Annotated in this window: 18 protein-coding genes; 6 read left to right on the top strand and 12 right to left on the bottom strand. The window is 70.6% G+C overall.

The genetic code is table 11. The features are described 5' to 3' along the window. Window positions 1–117: 117 nt before the first annotated feature. From ACZ4WS_RS33275 to ACZ4WS_RS33250, 6 genes are all read right to left on the bottom strand, one after another. Window positions 118–1,644 carry a DHA2 family efflux MFS transporter permease subunit gene (locus tag ACZ4WS_RS33275; protein WP_467986407.1) on the bottom strand — a complete coding sequence of 509 codons (1,527 nt, stop codon included), beginning with the start codon at window positions 1,642–1,644 and terminating at the stop codon, window positions 118–120. Window positions 1,645–1,737: 93 nt separating this feature from the next. Continuing rightward, complete coding sequence (locus ACZ4WS_RS33270) at window positions 1,738–2,517, bottom strand: thioesterase II family protein (RefSeq protein ID WP_467986405.1); 780 nt, start codon at window positions 2,515–2,517, stop codon at window positions 1,738–1,740. Continuing rightward, the gene (locus tag ACZ4WS_RS33265; protein WP_467986404.1) at window positions 2,514–2,948 is read right to left on the bottom strand and encodes a MaoC/PaaZ C-terminal domain-containing protein; all 435 of its coding nucleotides are present in this window, start codon (window positions 2,946–2,948) and stop codon (window positions 2,514–2,516) included. Before ACZ4WS_RS33265 ends, ACZ4WS_RS33270 begins: the two co-directional genes overlap by 4 nt. Then, on the bottom strand, window positions 2,948–3,382 hold the full coding sequence (locus tag ACZ4WS_RS33260; protein ID WP_467986402.1) for an FAS1-like dehydratase domain-containing protein: 435 nt from the start codon (window positions 3,380–3,382) through the stop codon (window positions 2,948–2,950). The genes ACZ4WS_RS33265 and ACZ4WS_RS33260 overlap by 1 nt, the downstream gene beginning before the upstream one ends. Next, entirely contained in the window at window positions 3,379–4,788 is a 1,410-nt protein-coding gene (locus tag ACZ4WS_RS33255) for a class I adenylate-forming enzyme family protein (RefSeq protein WP_467986401.1), read from the bottom strand. The genes ACZ4WS_RS33260 and ACZ4WS_RS33255 overlap by 4 nt, the downstream gene beginning before the upstream one ends. A gap of 17 nt (window positions 4,789–4,805) precedes the next feature. Continuing rightward, the gene (locus ACZ4WS_RS33250) at window positions 4,806–5,924 is read right to left on the bottom strand and encodes a 3-dehydroquinate synthase II family protein (RefSeq protein WP_467986399.1); all 1,119 of its coding nucleotides are present in this window, start codon (window positions 5,922–5,924) and stop codon (window positions 4,806–4,808) included. A gap of 303 nt (window positions 5,925–6,227) precedes the next feature. On the opposite strand from ACZ4WS_RS33250, the gene ACZ4WS_RS33245 reads away from it, so the two are divergent. From ACZ4WS_RS33245 to ACZ4WS_RS33220, 6 genes are all read left to right on the top strand, one after another. Next, window positions 6,228–7,043 (top strand): 2-amino-3,7-dideoxy-D-threo-hept-6-ulosonate synthase, encoded by an 816-nt coding sequence (locus tag ACZ4WS_RS33245; RefSeq protein WP_467986398.1) that lies wholly within the window; start codon window positions 6,228–6,230, stop codon window positions 7,041–7,043. 119 nt (window positions 7,044–7,162) lie between these two features. Continuing rightward, window positions 7,163–7,441 (top strand): acyl carrier protein, encoded by a 279-nt coding sequence (locus ACZ4WS_RS33240; protein WP_467986396.1) that lies wholly within the window; start codon window positions 7,163–7,165, stop codon window positions 7,439–7,441. Next, a complete protein-coding gene (locus ACZ4WS_RS33235) occupies window positions 7,438–7,719 on the top strand; it encodes a hypothetical protein (protein WP_467986395.1) in 282 nt (93 codons plus the stop codon). Before ACZ4WS_RS33240 ends, ACZ4WS_RS33235 begins: the two co-directional genes overlap by 4 nt. Then, on the top strand, window positions 7,709–8,902 hold the full coding sequence (locus ACZ4WS_RS33230) for a beta-ketoacyl-[acyl-carrier-protein] synthase family protein (RefSeq protein ID WP_467986394.1): 1,194 nt from the start codon (window positions 7,709–7,711) through the stop codon (window positions 8,900–8,902). Before ACZ4WS_RS33235 ends, ACZ4WS_RS33230 begins: the two co-directional genes overlap by 11 nt. Window positions 8,903–8,939: 37 nt before the next feature. Further along, window positions 8,940–9,722: a beta-ketoacyl synthase chain length factor gene (locus ACZ4WS_RS33225; protein ID WP_467986393.1), complete on the top strand. Its 783-nt coding sequence runs from the start codon at window positions 8,940–8,942 to the stop codon at window positions 9,720–9,722. A 19-nt stretch (window positions 9,723–9,741) separates the two neighbouring features. Further along, window positions 9,742–10,857, top strand: coding sequence for an LLM class flavin-dependent oxidoreductase (locus ACZ4WS_RS33220; protein ID WP_467986612.1), 1,116 nt, complete (start codon window positions 9,742–9,744; stop codon window positions 10,855–10,857). Window positions 10,858–10,938: 81 nt separating this feature from the next. On the opposite strand, the gene fabG is transcribed toward ACZ4WS_RS33220, so the two are convergent. From fabG to ACZ4WS_RS33190, 6 genes are all read right to left on the bottom strand, one after another. After that, window positions 10,939–11,643, bottom strand: coding sequence for a 3-oxoacyl-ACP reductase FabG (fabG, locus tag ACZ4WS_RS33215; RefSeq protein WP_467986391.1), 705 nt, complete (start codon window positions 11,641–11,643; stop codon window positions 10,939–10,941). Window positions 11,644–11,699: 56 nt separating this feature from the next. After that, a complete protein-coding gene (locus ACZ4WS_RS33210) occupies window positions 11,700–12,233 on the bottom strand; it encodes a flavin reductase family protein (RefSeq protein ID WP_467986389.1) in 534 nt (177 codons plus the stop codon). 15 nt (window positions 12,234–12,248) lie between these two features. Next, window positions 12,249–12,641, bottom strand: a complete 393-nt coding sequence (locus ACZ4WS_RS33205; RefSeq protein ID WP_467986610.1) for a hotdog fold thioesterase — start codon at window positions 12,639–12,641, stop codon at window positions 12,249–12,251. A gap of 365 nt (window positions 12,642–13,006) precedes the next feature. Then, window positions 13,007–13,609, bottom strand: coding sequence for a TetR-like C-terminal domain-containing protein (locus tag ACZ4WS_RS33200; RefSeq protein WP_467986387.1), 603 nt, complete (start codon window positions 13,607–13,609; stop codon window positions 13,007–13,009). 18 nt (window positions 13,610–13,627) lie between these two features. Continuing rightward, window positions 13,628–14,338, bottom strand: coding sequence for a helix-turn-helix transcriptional regulator (locus tag ACZ4WS_RS33195; protein WP_467986386.1), 711 nt, complete (start codon window positions 14,336–14,338; stop codon window positions 13,628–13,630). Further along, entirely contained in the window at window positions 14,319–15,188 is an 870-nt protein-coding gene (locus ACZ4WS_RS33190; protein ID WP_467986385.1) for a 4'-phosphopantetheinyl transferase family protein, read from the bottom strand. Before ACZ4WS_RS33190 ends, ACZ4WS_RS33195 begins: the two co-directional genes overlap by 20 nt. Window positions 15,189–15,407 lie beyond the last annotated feature (219 nt).

Raw genomic sequence — 15,407 nt, 5'->3', positions numbered from 1 at the left:
ACCCCCCCCCCACCCCCCCTCCTGCCCGCCCGCAACCACCCCCCCCCCCCCCCCCCCCCCCCCCCCCCCCCCCCCCCCCCCCCCCGCGGCTGATGGGGCGTCAGCTAGAGGAAAGCGTCAGCTGGGCTTCAGCGCCGACTCCCCCTCCCGGGACGGCGCGGCATCCGGCGCCGACGTGGGTGCCGGCTCGCGTCCGGGCAGGAAGAGGCTCGGCACCACCGCGAGCACGGTGATCACCAGCGCCCACCAGAAGGGGGGATCGAAGGATGTCGCCAGATGCTTGGCGACATCGCCGCCGGGCCGCACCTGGACGGCCGACGGGACGCCCGCGGGCAGCCGGTCCTCGATCTGCTGCTGCAGGACCACCGCGAGCACCGCCGTACCCAGGGACGCACTGACCCGCTGGAAGACGTTGAAGCCGCTGGTGGCGCTCGGCGCGAGTTCCCTGGGCACGCTGCTGAAGGCGACCGTCATGGTCGGCAGCATCGAGGCGCCGAGGCCGAAGCCGCGTACGACCATCGCCAGCCCGAGCAGGAGTGCATTCGGATCGGCGTCGATGAGCGCGTACGGAACCGTGCCGAGGACGGCGAGCAGGATGCCCAGCAGGGTCAGGTTCCGCACGCCCAACATCGCCGTCAGCCGGTTCATCATCACGACCCCGGCGAAGTAGCCGAGACTCTGCGGCAGCAGCAGGAGCGCGGACTCCAGCACGCTCGCGCCGTGCACCAGCTGGAAGTACAGCGGCAGCGGGATCATCACGCCGTACATCGCCATGCTCAGCAGCATGCTCGCGAGGGTGCCGTTCCTGAAGCCGCTGCGGCGGAACAGCCGCAGATCCACCAGCGGCTCCAGCCGGGTGCGCAGGGCGCGCACCGCGAAGGCCGCCAGCAGCACGATGCCGATCGCCAGGCTGCCGGCCGTCTTTGCGTCGCCGAACCCGCCGGCCGAGCCGGCCTCGGACAGGCCGTAGAGCAGCGTGGCCAGGCCGGGCATCAGCAGCACCATGCCCAGCACGTCGAGCTTGGCGTCCGCCGAGGGCGGGACGACGTTCCGCACCTTCATCAGGACCAGGACGATGGTGATCAGGCAGAGCGGCAGATTGATGAAGAAGAGCCACCGCCAGCTCAGATAGTCGATCAGCACACCGCCGAGCGACGGGGCGACGAGCGGGGCGAACATCGCCGGAATGGAGACGATGCCCATCAGCCTGCCGAGCCGCTTCGGCCCGGCCGCCTGGGCCAGCAGTGCCTGCCCGATCGGCACGAGCAGACCGCCGCCGATGCCCTGGAGCAGCCGGAAGACGATCAGGCTGGGCGCCGACCAGGCCAGGCCCGCAAGCAGTGAACCGATCAGGAACACCACCTGGGAGAAGATCACCATCTGCTTCGCGCCGAAGCGGGCCGCCGACCATCCGCTGAGCGGGATCGACACCGAGAGCGCGAGCAGATAGCCCGTCACCACCCATTGCACGGTGGTGATTTCGGAGTCGAAATGCCTGGCGAGCGGTCCGACGGCGACATTGATGATGGTGCTGTCGAGGAGGCTGGCGAAACCGCCTAACGCCATGATCGCGCTCAGCCACCACAGTTCGGGCGTAATGCGGCCGGAGTCATCCGTCTCGGCCGGCGCCTGGTCAGTACTCACGACTGCTCGTTCCCCTTCGCTCCTGAACTCAGCAGCGCAATCGTTCCACAACAAGTGTTGCTTGTACAACAGGTGTCGGAAACTGGGGCGCGTTCATCGGGCCCGGCCGAGTCCCTCCGCGGCGAGCAACTGCACCGTGATGGCCTCGAGTACGGCCCGACTCGACTCGGCGAGGAAGAAGTGGCCGCCGGGCACCTGCGACAACGTGAAGCCGGCCGCGGTCTCCGTGGCCCAGCCGCGCATGGCCTCCCCGGGCGTCAGCAGGTCGGAGGCCCCCGCGAACCCCCTGATGGGGACGGCGAGTTCCTCGGACGGCTGTCGGCGGTAGCCCGCCACCAGAGCGAGGTCGGCCCGCAGCGCCGGCAGCAGCAGCTCCAGCAGCGCTGGTTTGGCCAGTACGGAGGCCGGGGTGCCACCCGTCCGTCGAAGCCACTCCGTGAGCTCGGCGTCCGATCCGCGCCACACCGCCTGCGGCCGCACCGAGCCCGGGGCCACGCTCGCCCCCACGAACAGACCGACCGGCTGCCTCAGCCCGGGAGACCGTGCGATCTCGCGCGCCAGGGCGAGCCCGGCGAGTCCGCCCATACTGTGGCCGTAGATGCCGTAGGGGCGGTCCAGGTACGGGGCGAGCACCCCGGCCAGCTCCTTGGCGAGCAACCGCGCGTCGTCGAACGCCGGCTCGGCGATCCGGTTCCCGCGGCCCGGCAGCTGCACGGCGAGGACCTCGACACGGCGCCCGGGATCGCGGTCGCGCAGCCAGTCACGGAAGACGGTGGCGCCACCACCCGCGTACGGCAGGCAGAACAGCCGGACCGGCGCCTCCGACTCCCCCGTGGTGGCCGGCCGGATCCATGGATCGCGCGGCCGGCTCACGTGGACCGCGCGGCCGGGATCCGCACCAGCGCTTCCCCCCGCACCGTGAGCGGGCCGTCCACCAGCCGCACCGCCAGAGCCAGCCTCGCCGCCCGCCCCTCGGCGATCTCCTCGATCGCCTTGACCCGCGCCGTACAGCGCAGCCGTGCGGGCACCGTGGTAACGGCGGTGAAGGACGCCCGGAAGGACAGCACGTCCTCCACCCGCACCCATTCGACCAGCAGCCGCCCCAGCAGCGCCATGGAGAGCATGCCGTGGGCGATCACATCGTCCAGCCCCGCCGCGCGGGCCGCCGCCGGCTCCAGGTGGATCGGATTGAGGTCGCCGTACGACTCGGCGAAGGCCGCCAGCGTGGCCCGGTCGATCTGTTCCGGCAGCAGTTCGGGCAGCTCTGCGCCGACCTCCGCCGCTGCAAGCGAGAACCCGCTCATCACTCCCCTCCTGGCTGTACGAGGATGACCTGGTGGAGCTCGGCGACCAGCCCACCGTCGCGGGTGACCGCCGTGTCGCGGACGACGAATTCGAGCCCGCGCCGCGCGCGGATATCGGTGATCACCGGCGCGAAGGTGAGCAGATCTCCGGCGTACACCGTCCGGTGATGGACGAACCCCTGCTCGACATGGCGCACATCGCTCAGCCGTACTCCCAGATCGGCCAGGAAGTCGCCGGGCTCCTGCCGCTCAAGACCGGCCAGCAGCGCGGGCGGCACCGGCAGATCGGGGTGCCCGGCCGCCCGCGCTGCCGCCTCGTCGGTGAACACCGCGCCCTGGAGCCCGACCGCCGCCGCGTAACGGCGCAGCCGGTCGCGCTCCACCGCGACGGTGTACGGAGCCAGGACGGCACCCACGAAGTCGCGGTCGATCACCGGGCCACCACCTGCCGCTGCCCTTCCCGTGCCGCGTGGAGCAGTTCACGGTTGCGGATCAGCTTGCCGTTGGAGGTACGCGGCAGCGCGGCCGGGAAGTGGAAGGCCTTGGGGATCTTGTACGGGCTGAGCCGTTCGCGGCACCAGGCGAGCAGCTCGGCGTTGGACACCCGGCCGGACACGACCAGATGGGCCTCGATCGCGTCCCCGTAGACCACCACCGCCTCGGTGACGGCCGCATGCGACGTCAGTACCGACTCCACCTCGGTCAGATCGACCTTCAGCCCGCCGATCGCGACCACCGAGTCGACCCGGCCGGTGATCTCCAGCACTCCGGTGTCCGGCCTGGCCGCACACAGGTCATGGGTGTTGAGCCGGCCGCCCACGAAACGGCTCTCGTGATCCCCGTGCAGATACGGGTTCTCCGGAAGGCTGACCCGAAGGGTGCCGTCCTTGATCACGGTACGCACCCCCGGCGCCGGCACACCGACGGCCGGCGGCGGGTTCGCCCCGGTCAGATCGGTCGCGATGATGCCCGTCTCGGTCATGCCGTACGCCTGCCCGATGCGCAGGCCGTACCGCTCCTCGAACCGCTGGAAGATCTCGGCGGGCAGGATCTCCCCGCCGGAGACCGCGAGCCGCAGCGCGGCCGGAACACCGGGCCCGCCGATCCGGCTCAGCAGATCGAAGTGGGCCGGGACACCGAACACCGCGTTGACATGACGATCCATCAGGATACGGAGCAGCTCGTTGCGGTGCGGCCGGCGGGCGAAGTGCAGGGCCACGCCGGAGTTCAGCGCGTGCAGCACGCCGCCGATCAGCCCGAAGGAGTGCACCAGCGAGCTGAGCAGCAACACGCTCTCGCCGCGCCGCGGCATGTCCGCGAGGTGAGCGAAGCGGTCGATCTCGGCCAGCAGCGAATCCCCGGTACGGCCGATCACCTTGGGCAGACCCGTGGAACCGGAGCTGAACTGCACGAGCCGGTGCCCGGTCGTGGCCTCACGCCCCTGCGGGCGCGACACCACCACCACCTCCCACTCGTCCCGGAACGCGGCCACCCGCAGGGGTTCCTCGCCCGAGGTGAGATGGAACTGCGGCTCGCACACCTCGAGCAGCCGGGTGGTCTCCGCCCGGGTCAGCCGCGGATCGAGCAGCATGACCTGGGCGCCCGCGCTCCACAGCGCGAACACCGACCACAACAGGGTGAAGCCCGGCGGTAGTTGAACGGCCACCGTGCTGCCGGCCCGGATACCGTGGGCTTCCAGCAGAGCGGCCGCGCGGCTGGTCTCGTACCGCAACCGCCCGCGCGTCACCTCCTGTTCGCCATGGGCCCAGAGCTCGGCGTCGCGGTCGGTGTCGGACAGGCATGCCGCCAGCCAGGAGTCGAAATCCGTCGGTAGAGCCATTGCGCTGTCCGCCTCCGTCACTTCTCGATGCAGAACTCGCCCACAGGCCAGCCGACATGACGCTTGTCGGTGGCGATGTAGCCGAGCAGCTTGTCGCCGGGCTTGAGCTCGGTGCAGTTCAGGACGGTGGCGCCCGGGCCGAGCACCCGCACGTGCCAGTCGTCCTGCAACGTCAGGCTGACCTCGACGCCCTCCTCGGACTTCGCCCTGACGGTCAGCAGCGGGCGGGACTCGAGCTTGACCCGGCCGACCACGATCCGCCGGGTGCGGCCGTCGGCCGTCACCCCGAGGACGGTGCTGCCGGCCTTGAGCTCACTGAGGTAGTTGGTGCGGTTGTCCGCGCCCATGACGTACGAGTGCAGCGCACCGGCGTTCACCCGGAAGGGCCGGGTGGGCATGTAGGGCAGCGGGTGGGTCTCGCTGACGCACAGCACGAAACCGTGGGCGTACGAGCCGACCAGGATGCCCTCGTCTTTCTCGAAGTGGGTGCAGGTGTCGACGCACACCCGGTCGCCGAGGCCGTTGTGCTCGATCGACTCCACCGTCAGCGTGGACAGTTCGAGGTCCTGGGTCGAGGACTGGAGCAGGGCGTTCAGACCGAAGATGTCGTTGGCGTCCTTGGGCGCCAGCAGCAGCCCGTCCGAACCCTTCTCCAGTACGTCCACGATGATGCCGGCCTCTTCCAGGTCACCCGCCTCGCAGATGAGCCGGCCCGGGCTCTTGTCGGCGGCGGCGATCACGATCTCCAGCGGGATCTTGGTGGGGTCGCGGAACTTCACCACCGTGTGCTCCAGGTCCTGTGCGGCCGCGCAGGCGAGCCGGAGCGACGGGTCGTCGATGACATCGACGAACGCGCCGTTACGGGCCGGGGCGTCGGCCGCGACCAGCTTCAGCTTGTCCAGCTCGGCGACCGTCCTGACCTGGGTGAGGACGACGTCGACGACATCGGCCGCCTCGGGGGGCAGCGTCGCGTCCGGGGCGGCCAGCAGGACCTTCTGCACCGTCGGCGGCAGAGTCGCCAGCAGCTCCAGGCGGTCGTCGACGAACCCGGCCAGACCGGCGTGGATCGCCGCGTCCACGACCCCCTCCCGCTGGCTCTTGTCGACGGAACGGATGTCGATCCAGGCGAACTTCACGTTGACCATCCCTACGCTGAGTGGCTGTTTCCGGCGTACTCCGGCCGGAGGCATACCGGGCCGGGGGCGTACCCCGGCCGGACTTCCCGCCCAGAACGATGTCAGCGCGGGCCGGCGGCCGACAGCCGCGAAAGGGCTGCTCGATGGGCGGTCGTACGGAGGGCGGGGGCTGGCCGGTCGGGTACCTCCATCGGCGCCGCCACGCGCACTCGCAGAGGCACCCCGGTCGAGGGGTAGCGGCGGCCGCGCGCGGGGTGAGACTCGGTCACCGAATCAGACTTTCCAGGTGACGAGGGGTGGATCATGACAGCAAGGTCCGGTGGTATGGCGCTCCGCCTGTCACGGCTGTCCCGGCACAGCGACGGGCGTTATCTGTTCGTGCCGATGGACCATTCGGTGGCAGACGGTCCGATCGTCGCCGCCAGACGCTTCAACGGGCTGGTCCGCACGGCGGTGGCCGGCGGAGCGGACGCCATCGTGGTGCACAAGGGGCGCGCGGCAACCGTCGATCCGGGACTGCTGCGCGACTGCTCACTGATCGTGCATCTGAGCGCGAGCACGTCCCACGCCACCGACGTCGACGCCAAGGTGCTGGTCGGCGACGTCGAAGAGGCGATCCAGCTCGGCGCGGACGCGGTGAGCGTGCACGTCAACATCGGCTCCGACACCGAGAGCCGGCAGCTGACAGATCTCAGCTCGGTGGCCGACGCCTGTCGGCGGTGGGGTGTGCCGCTGCTGGCGATGGTGTACCCCAGGGGCCCGCGGATCACCGACCCGCACGACCCAGCACTGCTCTCCCACGTGGTCAACGTGGCGGCGGACCTTGGCGCTTCCATGGTGAAGACCACCTGGTCGGCACCGCTGGAGCGGATGTCGGAGGTGGTCGAGAGCTGCCCGATCCCGGTACTGGTCGCCGGCGGCCCGAGCAGGAGCGACGCCGACCTGGCCGACTTCGCCGCCGGTGCGATCGCGGCGGGCTGCAGCGGGCTGGCGGTGGGACGCAGCTTCTTCGAGAGCAGTACGCCCGCCAGCGTCATCCGCGCACTCTCGGCCGCGGTGCACGAGACCCCGCGGGCCGCCGAGACGCTCGGCACGGTCCAGCCGGTCCCGGTCCGCTGAGCGGCCCGGCGGGCACGTCGACGTGTTTGTCGGCGGGCAGAGCGCCGGGCTGACCCCCGCGAGCAGGTTCAACAGCCACGCCCGGCCCGTCGGGCCGTACAACCACCAACGGAGACACCATGCATGAAGAGACCCGAGAGTTCATCCTGACGGTGATCAGGGATGTCATCAATCTCCCGCTGCCCGCGCAGGTCGAGGACGGCCTCCCGCTCGGCGAGGAAGGATTGGGGCTCGAGTCGCTCGCCATGATCGAGCTGGTTCTGCAGCTGGAGGGTGAGTACGGCATCGAGCTGCCCGAGGAGGACCTGGAACCGCAACTGGTCCCGAACCTCGGCCGGTTCGTGGACGCGGTCGTCGACCGGCGGTCGGCGCTGGCGGCGGGCAGCGCGGCCAAGTGATCACCGACACCGATGTGGCACAGCTGCTGCGCGACAGCGGTCAGCTGCTCGAGGACTGGGACGCCGAAACCGAACTCGCCCTCGATTCCCTGACGTTCGTCTGGCTGGTCCACCTGCTCGAGGAACGCCACGGAATCGTCGTCGGTCCGGAGGACGAGGACGAACTGGCAGCCAGCGATTCGATCGGCTCGCTGCACCGCAATCTGGTCCGGCTGCTGCCGGACGGGGCCGGCGGGGCGAGCGCGGCCGGCGGAACGGAGGTCCGGCATGCCTCGTGAGGTGGCGATCACCGGATACGGCGTACTCACCGCCTTCGGGTTCGGCGCCGATGCACTGCGTGCGGGCGTCTTCGCGGGCCGGCCGGGATTCGTCCCGGTCACCCGCTTCGACACCGCCCCCTTCCACGCGAAGCACGCCGCCACCTACGAAGGCCAGGGGCCCGAGATCCCCGAGGTCCCGGTCAAGCCCGGCTACACCCCGACACAGGCCGAAGTGCTGCACGCGTGCACCGCGGAGGCGCTGCGGATGGCCGGCACCGACGCGACCGGCGCACCCGTACTGCTGGGCACCAACGGCGATCACTCCGCGAGCCGGTCCTTCTGGACGGACATGGCGGCCGGCCGCGACCCCGGGGACCGGCGGACGCTGGACAGCATGCCGGCCCGGCTGCCGCACGGCATCGGCGAGGCCTTCGGCCTGGGCGGACAGCGGCTCGCCTTTGTCAATGCCTGCGTCGCCTCGACCAACGCGATCGCGTACGGCGCCGCGCTGATCCGGCGCGGGGCGGCCGACACGGTGGTCTGCGGCGGCGCGTACCTGGTCACCGAGGACGTCTTCGCGAAGTTCGACTCCGGCAAGGCGCTGAGCCGGGAGGGTGCCGTCCGGCCGTTCGCGGCGGGCCGGGCCGGGCTGCTCCAGGGCGACGGCGCGGCCGTGCTGGTCCTGGAGTCGGCCGAACGCGCACGGGCACGCGGAGCCGAGGTGCTCGCCGAGGTGGCGGGCTGGGGCATGGCCGCCGATGCGTACCACGTCATCAAGCCGCACCCGCAGGGTGCGGGGCTGGCCCGGGCCGCCCGCGCCGCACTGCGCAACGCGGGACTGACGCCCGAACAGATCGGGTACGTCAACGCGCACGGCACCGGCACCCCGCTGAACGATGTAGCGGAAACGGCGGCGCTGCACAGGATCTTCGGCGAGCACGCGCCGGCCGTCCCGGTGAGTTCGACGAAGAGCAGCACCGGTCACATGCTCGAGGCCACCGGCGCCGTCGAGGCGGTGATCACGTTGCTCGCGCTCCGCGACGGCATCCTGCCGCCCACGATCGGCTACCAGGAGCCGGACCCCGCCTGCGACCTGGACTACCTGCCGGGCGAGGCCCGCCGGGCTGCCGTCACTCACGCGCTCTCACTCAACGCCGCGTTCGGCGGAGTGAACGCGGCGCTTGTCCTCAAGCGGGCGTGACCGCCGTGTTCCGCGTCCGCACCCCGAAAGGAATCGCATGACCACGCTGCTCGCACAGCCGCGCTCGATCGTGGCGGCGGCCTGCCGGGCGCCCTGGGGGGAGGCCGCCGACGGCCTGCCCGGCGCGGCGCCGGCCGAACTGCCCAATGTTCCGGGCTTTGTACTGTCGCGGTTCAGCCCGCTGGTCGCCGAGGTCGCCACCGCCTGTCTCGGCGAGCCGGGGTCCGACCGGGATCTGACCGCAGGCCGCGCCGAGCGGACCGCGATCGTGCTGGCCACCACCTACGGCGACACCACCACGTCCGACGTCGCGACCGAGCGGCTGGTCGCGGGCCAGGTGCACAGCCCGCTGTTGTTCTTCCAGTCGGTGACCACGTCGATCCTCGGCCATCTGTCCAAGCGGTACGGCATCACCGGCCCCATCAGCTGCGTCTCGGCGGGCATGGACCCGGCCGCCGAGGCCCTGCGCCTGGCCGACCTCCTGCTGGACGACGAGGAGGTGGAGCAGGTGCTGGTGGTCGGCGTCGAGACCGCGGCCAATGAGCGCGTCGACTGGGTGCGGGAGCGGGTCGGCTCGGCGCGGCTGTTCGGGCCACTGCCGCAGGGCGACGCCGCCGCGGCGCTGCTGCTGCGCCGCCAGGACCCGGACGGCTCGCCGCAGGTGCTGCCCGCGGTGCCCGTCGAGTCTGCCGGGTCTGTGGAGCCGGCGGAGCCGCGGTGGCCCGCATACGGCTGGCTGGCCCCGCTGGTCGAGCTCTGCACCGCGGCGGCCGCGCAGACGCCGGCCGACCTGTCATCGAGTACGTCAACGACCGAATAGGGAGCCTCAATTGAACCGGATGGGCTTCGGCGCCTTCCTTTCACCCCTTCACCCGCTGGGCGAGGACCCGGCCCTGTCCCTGTGGCGGGACCTCGAGCTGACCGAGTGGCTCGACCAGCTCGGCTTCGACGAACTCTGGGTCGGCGAGCACCACTCGGCCGGCTGGGGAACCGTCAGCTCGCCCGAGCTGTTCATCGCCACCGCGGCCGAGCGGACCAGGCACATCCGGCTCGGCACCGGGGTGGTCAGTCTGCCGTACCACCACCCGTTCATGGTCGCCTCGCGGGCCGTACAGCTGGACCAGCTGACCCGGGGACGGTTCACCCTCGGCGTCGGAGCCGGTTCGATCCCCTCCGACATGCACTTCCTCGGCATCGACCCGGCGGACACGCGTCGCCGCACCGCGGAGTCGCTGGAGGTGATCCTTCAGCTTCTGGACGGCGAGAAGCCGGTCACCCACCGCTCCGACTGGTTCGAACTGCGCGATGCCCGGCTGCAGTTGCGTCCGTACGCGAAGACCGGGCTGCCGCTGGCGATATCCAGCGCCACCTCCCCGTTCGGAATGCGGCTGGCAGGACAGCACGGGATCAGCCCGATCTCCTTCGGCATCCCGCCGCGGCCGGGCAGCCAGATCGGCGACCTCGTCGGCCAGTGGCAGCACGCGGAGGAAGCGGCGGCCGAACACGGCCGCACGATCGACCGGGCCGACTGGCGGGTGACCCTGGCCGTGCATGTGTCGGAGAGCCGCTCCCAGGCACTCGACGAGATCGTCGACGGCTGGATGCGCTACCGCAATGAGTACTGGACCATGGTCGGCGCGCCGCCGGTGCACTCCCGCGCGGAGGCCCGCAAAGCGCTGGAGGAGGCGATCGACCGGCGCAGCGCGATCATCGGCTCGGCCGACGAGTGCGTCCAGGCCATCCGGGACATACAGGAGGTCACCGGCGGCTTCGGCCGGCTGCTGGTCACCGTCATGGACTGGGCGCAGCGGGAGCAGATGAAGCGGAGCTTCGAGCTGCTCGCCCGCTTCGTGGCTCCCCATTTCAACGGCGCGCTGCGCGGCGTCACCGACTCCTACCAGTGGACGGGCGAGCAGGCCCGGGCGTTCGCCGCCAGGCAGGGCGCAGCCCAGTAACACCGCCCGACAGCACTGATCCGCCGCCAGGAGAAGCTTCCTGACGGCGGATCAGCTGTTTGCTGGGCGGCAGCCCCGGGGTCAGTGCCCCATACCGAGGCCTCCGTCGACGGGGATGACGGCGCCGGTCACATAGGACGCCCCGGGTGAGGCGAGCCAGACCACCGCGGACGCGATCTCGGCGGGGTCGGCAATCCGGCCGAGCGGTACGTCTCCGATCATCTGCGCCCTCCGTGCCTCGGGCAGCTTCGCGGTCATGTCGGTCTCCACCAGACCCGGCGCGACCACATTGACCGTGATGCCCCGTGAGCCGAGCTCGCGCGCCAGCGACCGGGCCAGCCCGACCAGCCCGGCCTTGCTCGCCGCGTAGTTGGCCTGCCCTTCGGAGCCGCGCAGTCCAGCGACCGAGGAGACGAAGACGACCCGCCCCTGCCGCTTGCGCAGCATTCCGGCGGCGGCCTTCCGGCTGGTACGGAACGCACCGCCCAGGTTGGTGTCGAGCACCCGCAGGAATTGCGGGTCGGTCATCCGCAGCATCAGCCTGTCGTCGGTGATCCCGGCGTTCGACACCAGCACATCGACCGGCCCCTGTACGGCCTCGACCTCACCGAACGCCCGTGCCACCTGATCCGGATCGGTGACGTCACACTCCACTCCCCACAGCCCTTCGGGCGCACCCGAGCCGCGGTGGGTGACCGCCACCGCGTCGCCCTGCGCCTGGAACGCCCGGGCGACGGCGAGGCCGATGCCCCGGTTTCCCCCCGTGACGAGCACCGAACGTGCCATGAAACACACCTCACTTGTGGGCCCGGCCGGTCGGCCGGGCATCGGTCGACTTCGGTTCAGCCCGGCAGCCGGGTGTACGCCCCACGGTGGTACACCAGGGGCGGCCGTACCGGGTCCGCCACCCGCATCGCCCGCACGAGGCCCAGGTAGAGCACATGGTCCCCGCCCGGGTACCGGTACTCGGTGGTGCACTCCAGGGACACCAGAGCGTCGGGCACGACCAGGTGGCCACTGCGCCCGGCGACGGAGCCGAGCAGCTCCTGCGCCACCAGGCCGCTCGGCCGGTCACGTGCGGCGAACCGCTGCGAGAGTTCCGTCTGGTCCTGGGCGAGGACGTTCACCGCGAAGCCGCCGGCACTGTCGATGGCGGCGACCAGCCGCCCGGCGGCGTTGACGCTCACCAGGACGAGGGTCGGTTCCAGCGAGATCGAGGTGACCGAGCTGGCGGTCATCGCCTCGGTGCCGCTGCCCTGGCCGACGGTGATGACGGCGATGCCCGTCGGAAAGAGGCCCATGGCCCCCCGGAACGCCTCCGCGTTCGGGCTGTCCCAGACCGTGACGCCGTCCGCTCCTACTACGTCCGTAGACATTGGTCCACGCCTCCTTCAGCGCTTGTGCACCAGGCAGGTCAGGCGTGCCGTGCAGGTGGGCCGCCCCTTCTCGTCGGTGATCTCGATCTGGTAGGTGGCCACCCGGCTGCCGAGATGCAGCGGCGTGCAGACCCCGGTGACCAGGCCCGAGCGCACCGACTTGTGGTGGGTGCAGGACAGTTCGAGCCCTGCCACGGCGCCCCGCGGCGCCACCCAGAGGCCGGCCGCAACCGAACCCAGCGTCTCCGCCAGTACCGCGTTCGCTCCTCCGTGCAGCCAGCCGAAGGGCTGCATATTGCCCCGTACGGGCATGGTCGCGACCACCCGCTCGGGGTCGATGGAGATGACCTCGATGCCCATCCGCGTGGCCAGTTGCTCGTCGACCAGCGACGGTGGCGCGGACAGCATGTTGCGAACGGGCACGTCCGCTGCCGAGCCGGGCTCGTCGGCCGTCAGACGCTTGCTCTCCATGTGTCCCTCTCCTGGATGTGGTGGTCAGCACCGGGTCCCAGCGCTGCTGACCACCACGATCTCGGCACCCGGCCGACGGGCCAAGGCCCCTTCCAGGTAGCCGTTTTCCGCCCGATCGGCGCGGGCGGGCTGACCGTTCGGCCAGGGGGGAGCCGGCTGAGGGAGTGCCGGAAAAGCAGGAATCCCACCTCTTGCCCGGAGGTGGGATTCCTGGTGTGCTTCTGACGGCGCCTACCCGGCGGCCTGCTGCCGACCAGGTGCAGCCCCTACCCGGCGGTCCTGCTGCCGACCAGGTGCAGCCCCTACCCGGCGGTCCTGCTGCCGACCAGGTGCAGCCCCTGCCAGGCGTGCGCCGCGGCCTCCTCGGCGGGCAGCCAGTCCGGCCTGAGCAGCCAGCAGGTGACCAGGCCGATGAAGGCCCCTGCGGAGCAGTGCGCCCGCAGTTCGACACCCGCCTCGTCGGCCCGTCCGGCTCCGGCCTGCGCCAGCTGGAGCGCGACCTGCTCGGCGAGCAGCTGGCGCAGCCGGTTGACGAAGCGGGCCGAGCCGCACGGCCCGAGCATCCGCCGGTAGAGCGTGACTTCCTCCTCGACGTGCCGGAACACCTCGACGAAGGCCTGCGGCATCTCGTCCGGCAGTACGACGAGGGGGCAGCGGGCCGCCAGGCCGATCAGGTTGGCCAGCTCGTCCTCCATCGCGTCGAGCATCAACTCGTCACGGTCCCGGTAGTGCTGATAGACCGTGGCCCGGTTGACCGTCGCCCGTTCGGCGACGTTCGCGATGGTGATGGTGTGCGGCTCCCGCTCGGCGGCGAGCTCCAGCGCGGCGGCCCGCAACAGCGCGCGGGTCCTCAGGACCCTGGGGTCGGTGCGTCTCGCCACAGACTCGGTGGTCGATTCGGACATCTGCACAGCCTACACCGGTTAGGCAACAGATGTTGTGGAGTCGACCGCCCGGCTCGGACCCGCCAGCAGGCCGTCCTCGATGGCCCGGACCACGGCGAGCGTGCGGTTGGGGCAGTTCAGCTTGGCCAGCACATTGCCCACCAGCCGCTTCACCCCGTGCTCCGAGATCTGCAGCCGCCGGGCCGCCTGCTTGTTGCTCAGCCCTTCGGCCACCAGATGGAGCACCTGGAGTTCGCGGGGTGTGAGCATCGTCCCGGGCGGCCCCCAGGGCCGCGCCTCGGTCGGCAGCGGCCCGGTCTGCCGCAGCACCCGCCGGGCGAGGGTGGCCGACACATAGAACTTGCCCGCCATGATGTCGGAGATGGCGTCGCCGAACACCCTCGGGGTCAGCCCGGACCAGTCGACCAGCGCGTGGACACAGGAGTGGGTGCTCTGCGGTACCTCGACCCCGTCGGCCCCGTCGACCAGCAGCAGCAGCCGTACGTCGTGTGCGCTCAGCTCCTCCGAGACGGCAGGGTCCTCGGTGGCCGCGAGCTCGGCAGCGGAGATCACGACCAGGTCGAACGCCGTGGCGCCGCCCGCCCGGAGGGCCTCGTCCCCACCGCCGAAGCAGGTGATGCTGCCGATTCCTCCGAGGCAGCGGAGCATGCCCTCGACCCCGTACCTGCGTACTTCGTTCTCCAGAATCAGCGCGATCTTCAGGTCGCTCTCATCCATTCGGGTGGACACTTGATTTCTCCCCCAAAAAGAAATTAAATTCTTCGAAAGCCGGAACGGCGAGGGCCGAGAAGTAATCGGGCCCGGCCGGCAGATCTGTCACCAGCCAGGTGTCGATCTCACTTCCGGCGACACCGTGCGAGACCAGTGCGGTTCGGCGACCTGGCCCCACGTCGACATTTCGGAGAGTGGCCTCGACTCCGATGCCACTCGCCTTGACAACTGCTTCTTTCCTGGTCCAGCAGCGGATGAACTCCGCGTCGCGGCGCCCCACGGGGACACCCTGGAAGTACGTCCGTTCGCCTTCGCTCAGCACGGCGGATGCGAGCGAGGCGAAGTCCGTCCGGCGCACGCATTCGAGATCGACGCCCACCCGCATCCCGGCGGCGGCCGCGCACAGCCAGTACGGACCGGACCGCGAGAGGCTGAACTCCCAGTTGGTGTGCGGAAATTGGATGTAGGGGCGCCCGTGCACGGACCGGCCGCAGCCGGCGCACGGGTGCCGTCCGAACCGGATCCCGCCCGGGTCCCAGTCCAGTACCTGAGCGAGACACCGCCGCACTTCGGCGTGCGCGGTGGCAAAGTGCGCGGCACGCACCGGATCACGGAAGGCAGAGAATCTCTGCCGTTCCTCTGGCGAAAGGATGTCGAGGTCACCTGGGACAAGGTGTCCGGTGGACCGCCCGGACCACACTGCCGCCTTTTCGGCTATGGACAGCCGCATGCGAACAGTGGGCAATTCATCGGTGCGGGTGTTGCGTACGTCACATTCAAGATCGCTTTCCTCCCCGTTCGGGCCGCTGGTCCATCGGAACCCCCTCCAAGCTAAAGGATTCCGATCCCACTGCGGCTCGAACTCCATGCAACACGGCGCCGCTGTACTTTCTCTGTAGCCGCCCACTGCGTTGATCAGCGCCTATACACCGGAACCTGCACCGCGTCTTTTCCGTCCGCCGTACCCGAACGGGCAGCCCGAACAGTTCCCGGCGCCGGCAACGAACGGACGGGCCGGGCGTACACCCGACAAGCGATCGGGCGACGCGAGGATGCTGCTGACTCTGTTGACACAAGCAGGAGGAGC

The sequence above is a fragment of the Streptomyces sp. NPDC029292 genome (genome assembly GCF_055569295.1).
This window is presented reverse-complemented; position numbering and strand designations above follow the sequence as displayed.

Excerpts from the sequence above, each read along its gene's own strand:
- ACZ4WS_RS33265 (WP_467986404.1), bottom strand. The coding sequence starts at position 2,948 with ATGAGCGGGTTCTCGCTTGCAGCGGCGGAGGTCGGCGCAGAGCTGCCC.
- ACZ4WS_RS33255 (WP_467986401.1), bottom strand. The coding sequence starts at position 4,788 with ATGGCTCTACCGACGGATTTCGACTCCTGGCTGGCGGCATGCCTGTCC.
- ACZ4WS_RS33245 (WP_467986398.1), top strand. The coding sequence starts at position 6,228 with ATGACAGCAAGGTCCGGTGGTATGGCGCTCCGCCTGTCACGGCTGTCC.
- ACZ4WS_RS33240 (WP_467986396.1), top strand. The coding sequence starts at position 7,163 with ATGCATGAAGAGACCCGAGAGTTCATCCTGACGGTGATCAGGGATGTC.
- ACZ4WS_RS33230 (WP_467986394.1), top strand. The coding sequence starts at position 7,709 with ATGCCTCGTGAGGTGGCGATCACCGGATACGGCGTACTCACCGCCTTC.
- ACZ4WS_RS33225 (WP_467986393.1), top strand. The coding sequence starts at position 8,940 with ATGACCACGCTGCTCGCACAGCCGCGCTCGATCGTGGCGGCGGCCTGC.
- ACZ4WS_RS33220 (WP_467986612.1), top strand. The coding sequence starts at position 9,742 with ATGGGCTTCGGCGCCTTCCTTTCACCCCTTCACCCGCTGGGCGAGGAC.
- fabG (WP_467986391.1), bottom strand. The coding sequence starts at position 11,643 with ATGGCACGTTCGGTGCTCGTCACGGGGGGAAACCGGGGCATCGGCCTC.
- ACZ4WS_RS33210 (WP_467986389.1), bottom strand. The coding sequence starts at position 12,233 with ATGTCTACGGACGTAGTAGGAGCGGACGGCGTCACGGTCTGGGACAGC.
- ACZ4WS_RS33205 (WP_467986610.1), bottom strand. The coding sequence starts at position 12,641 with ATGCTGTCCGCGCCACCGTCGCTGGTCGACGAGCAACTGGCCACGCGG.
- ACZ4WS_RS33200 (WP_467986387.1), bottom strand. The coding sequence starts at position 13,609 with ATGTCCGAATCGACCACCGAGTCTGTGGCGAGACGCACCGACCCCAGG.
- ACZ4WS_RS33190 (WP_467986385.1), bottom strand. The coding sequence starts at position 15,188 with ATGGAGTTCGAGCCGCAGTGGGATCGGAATCCTTTAGCTTGGAGGGGG.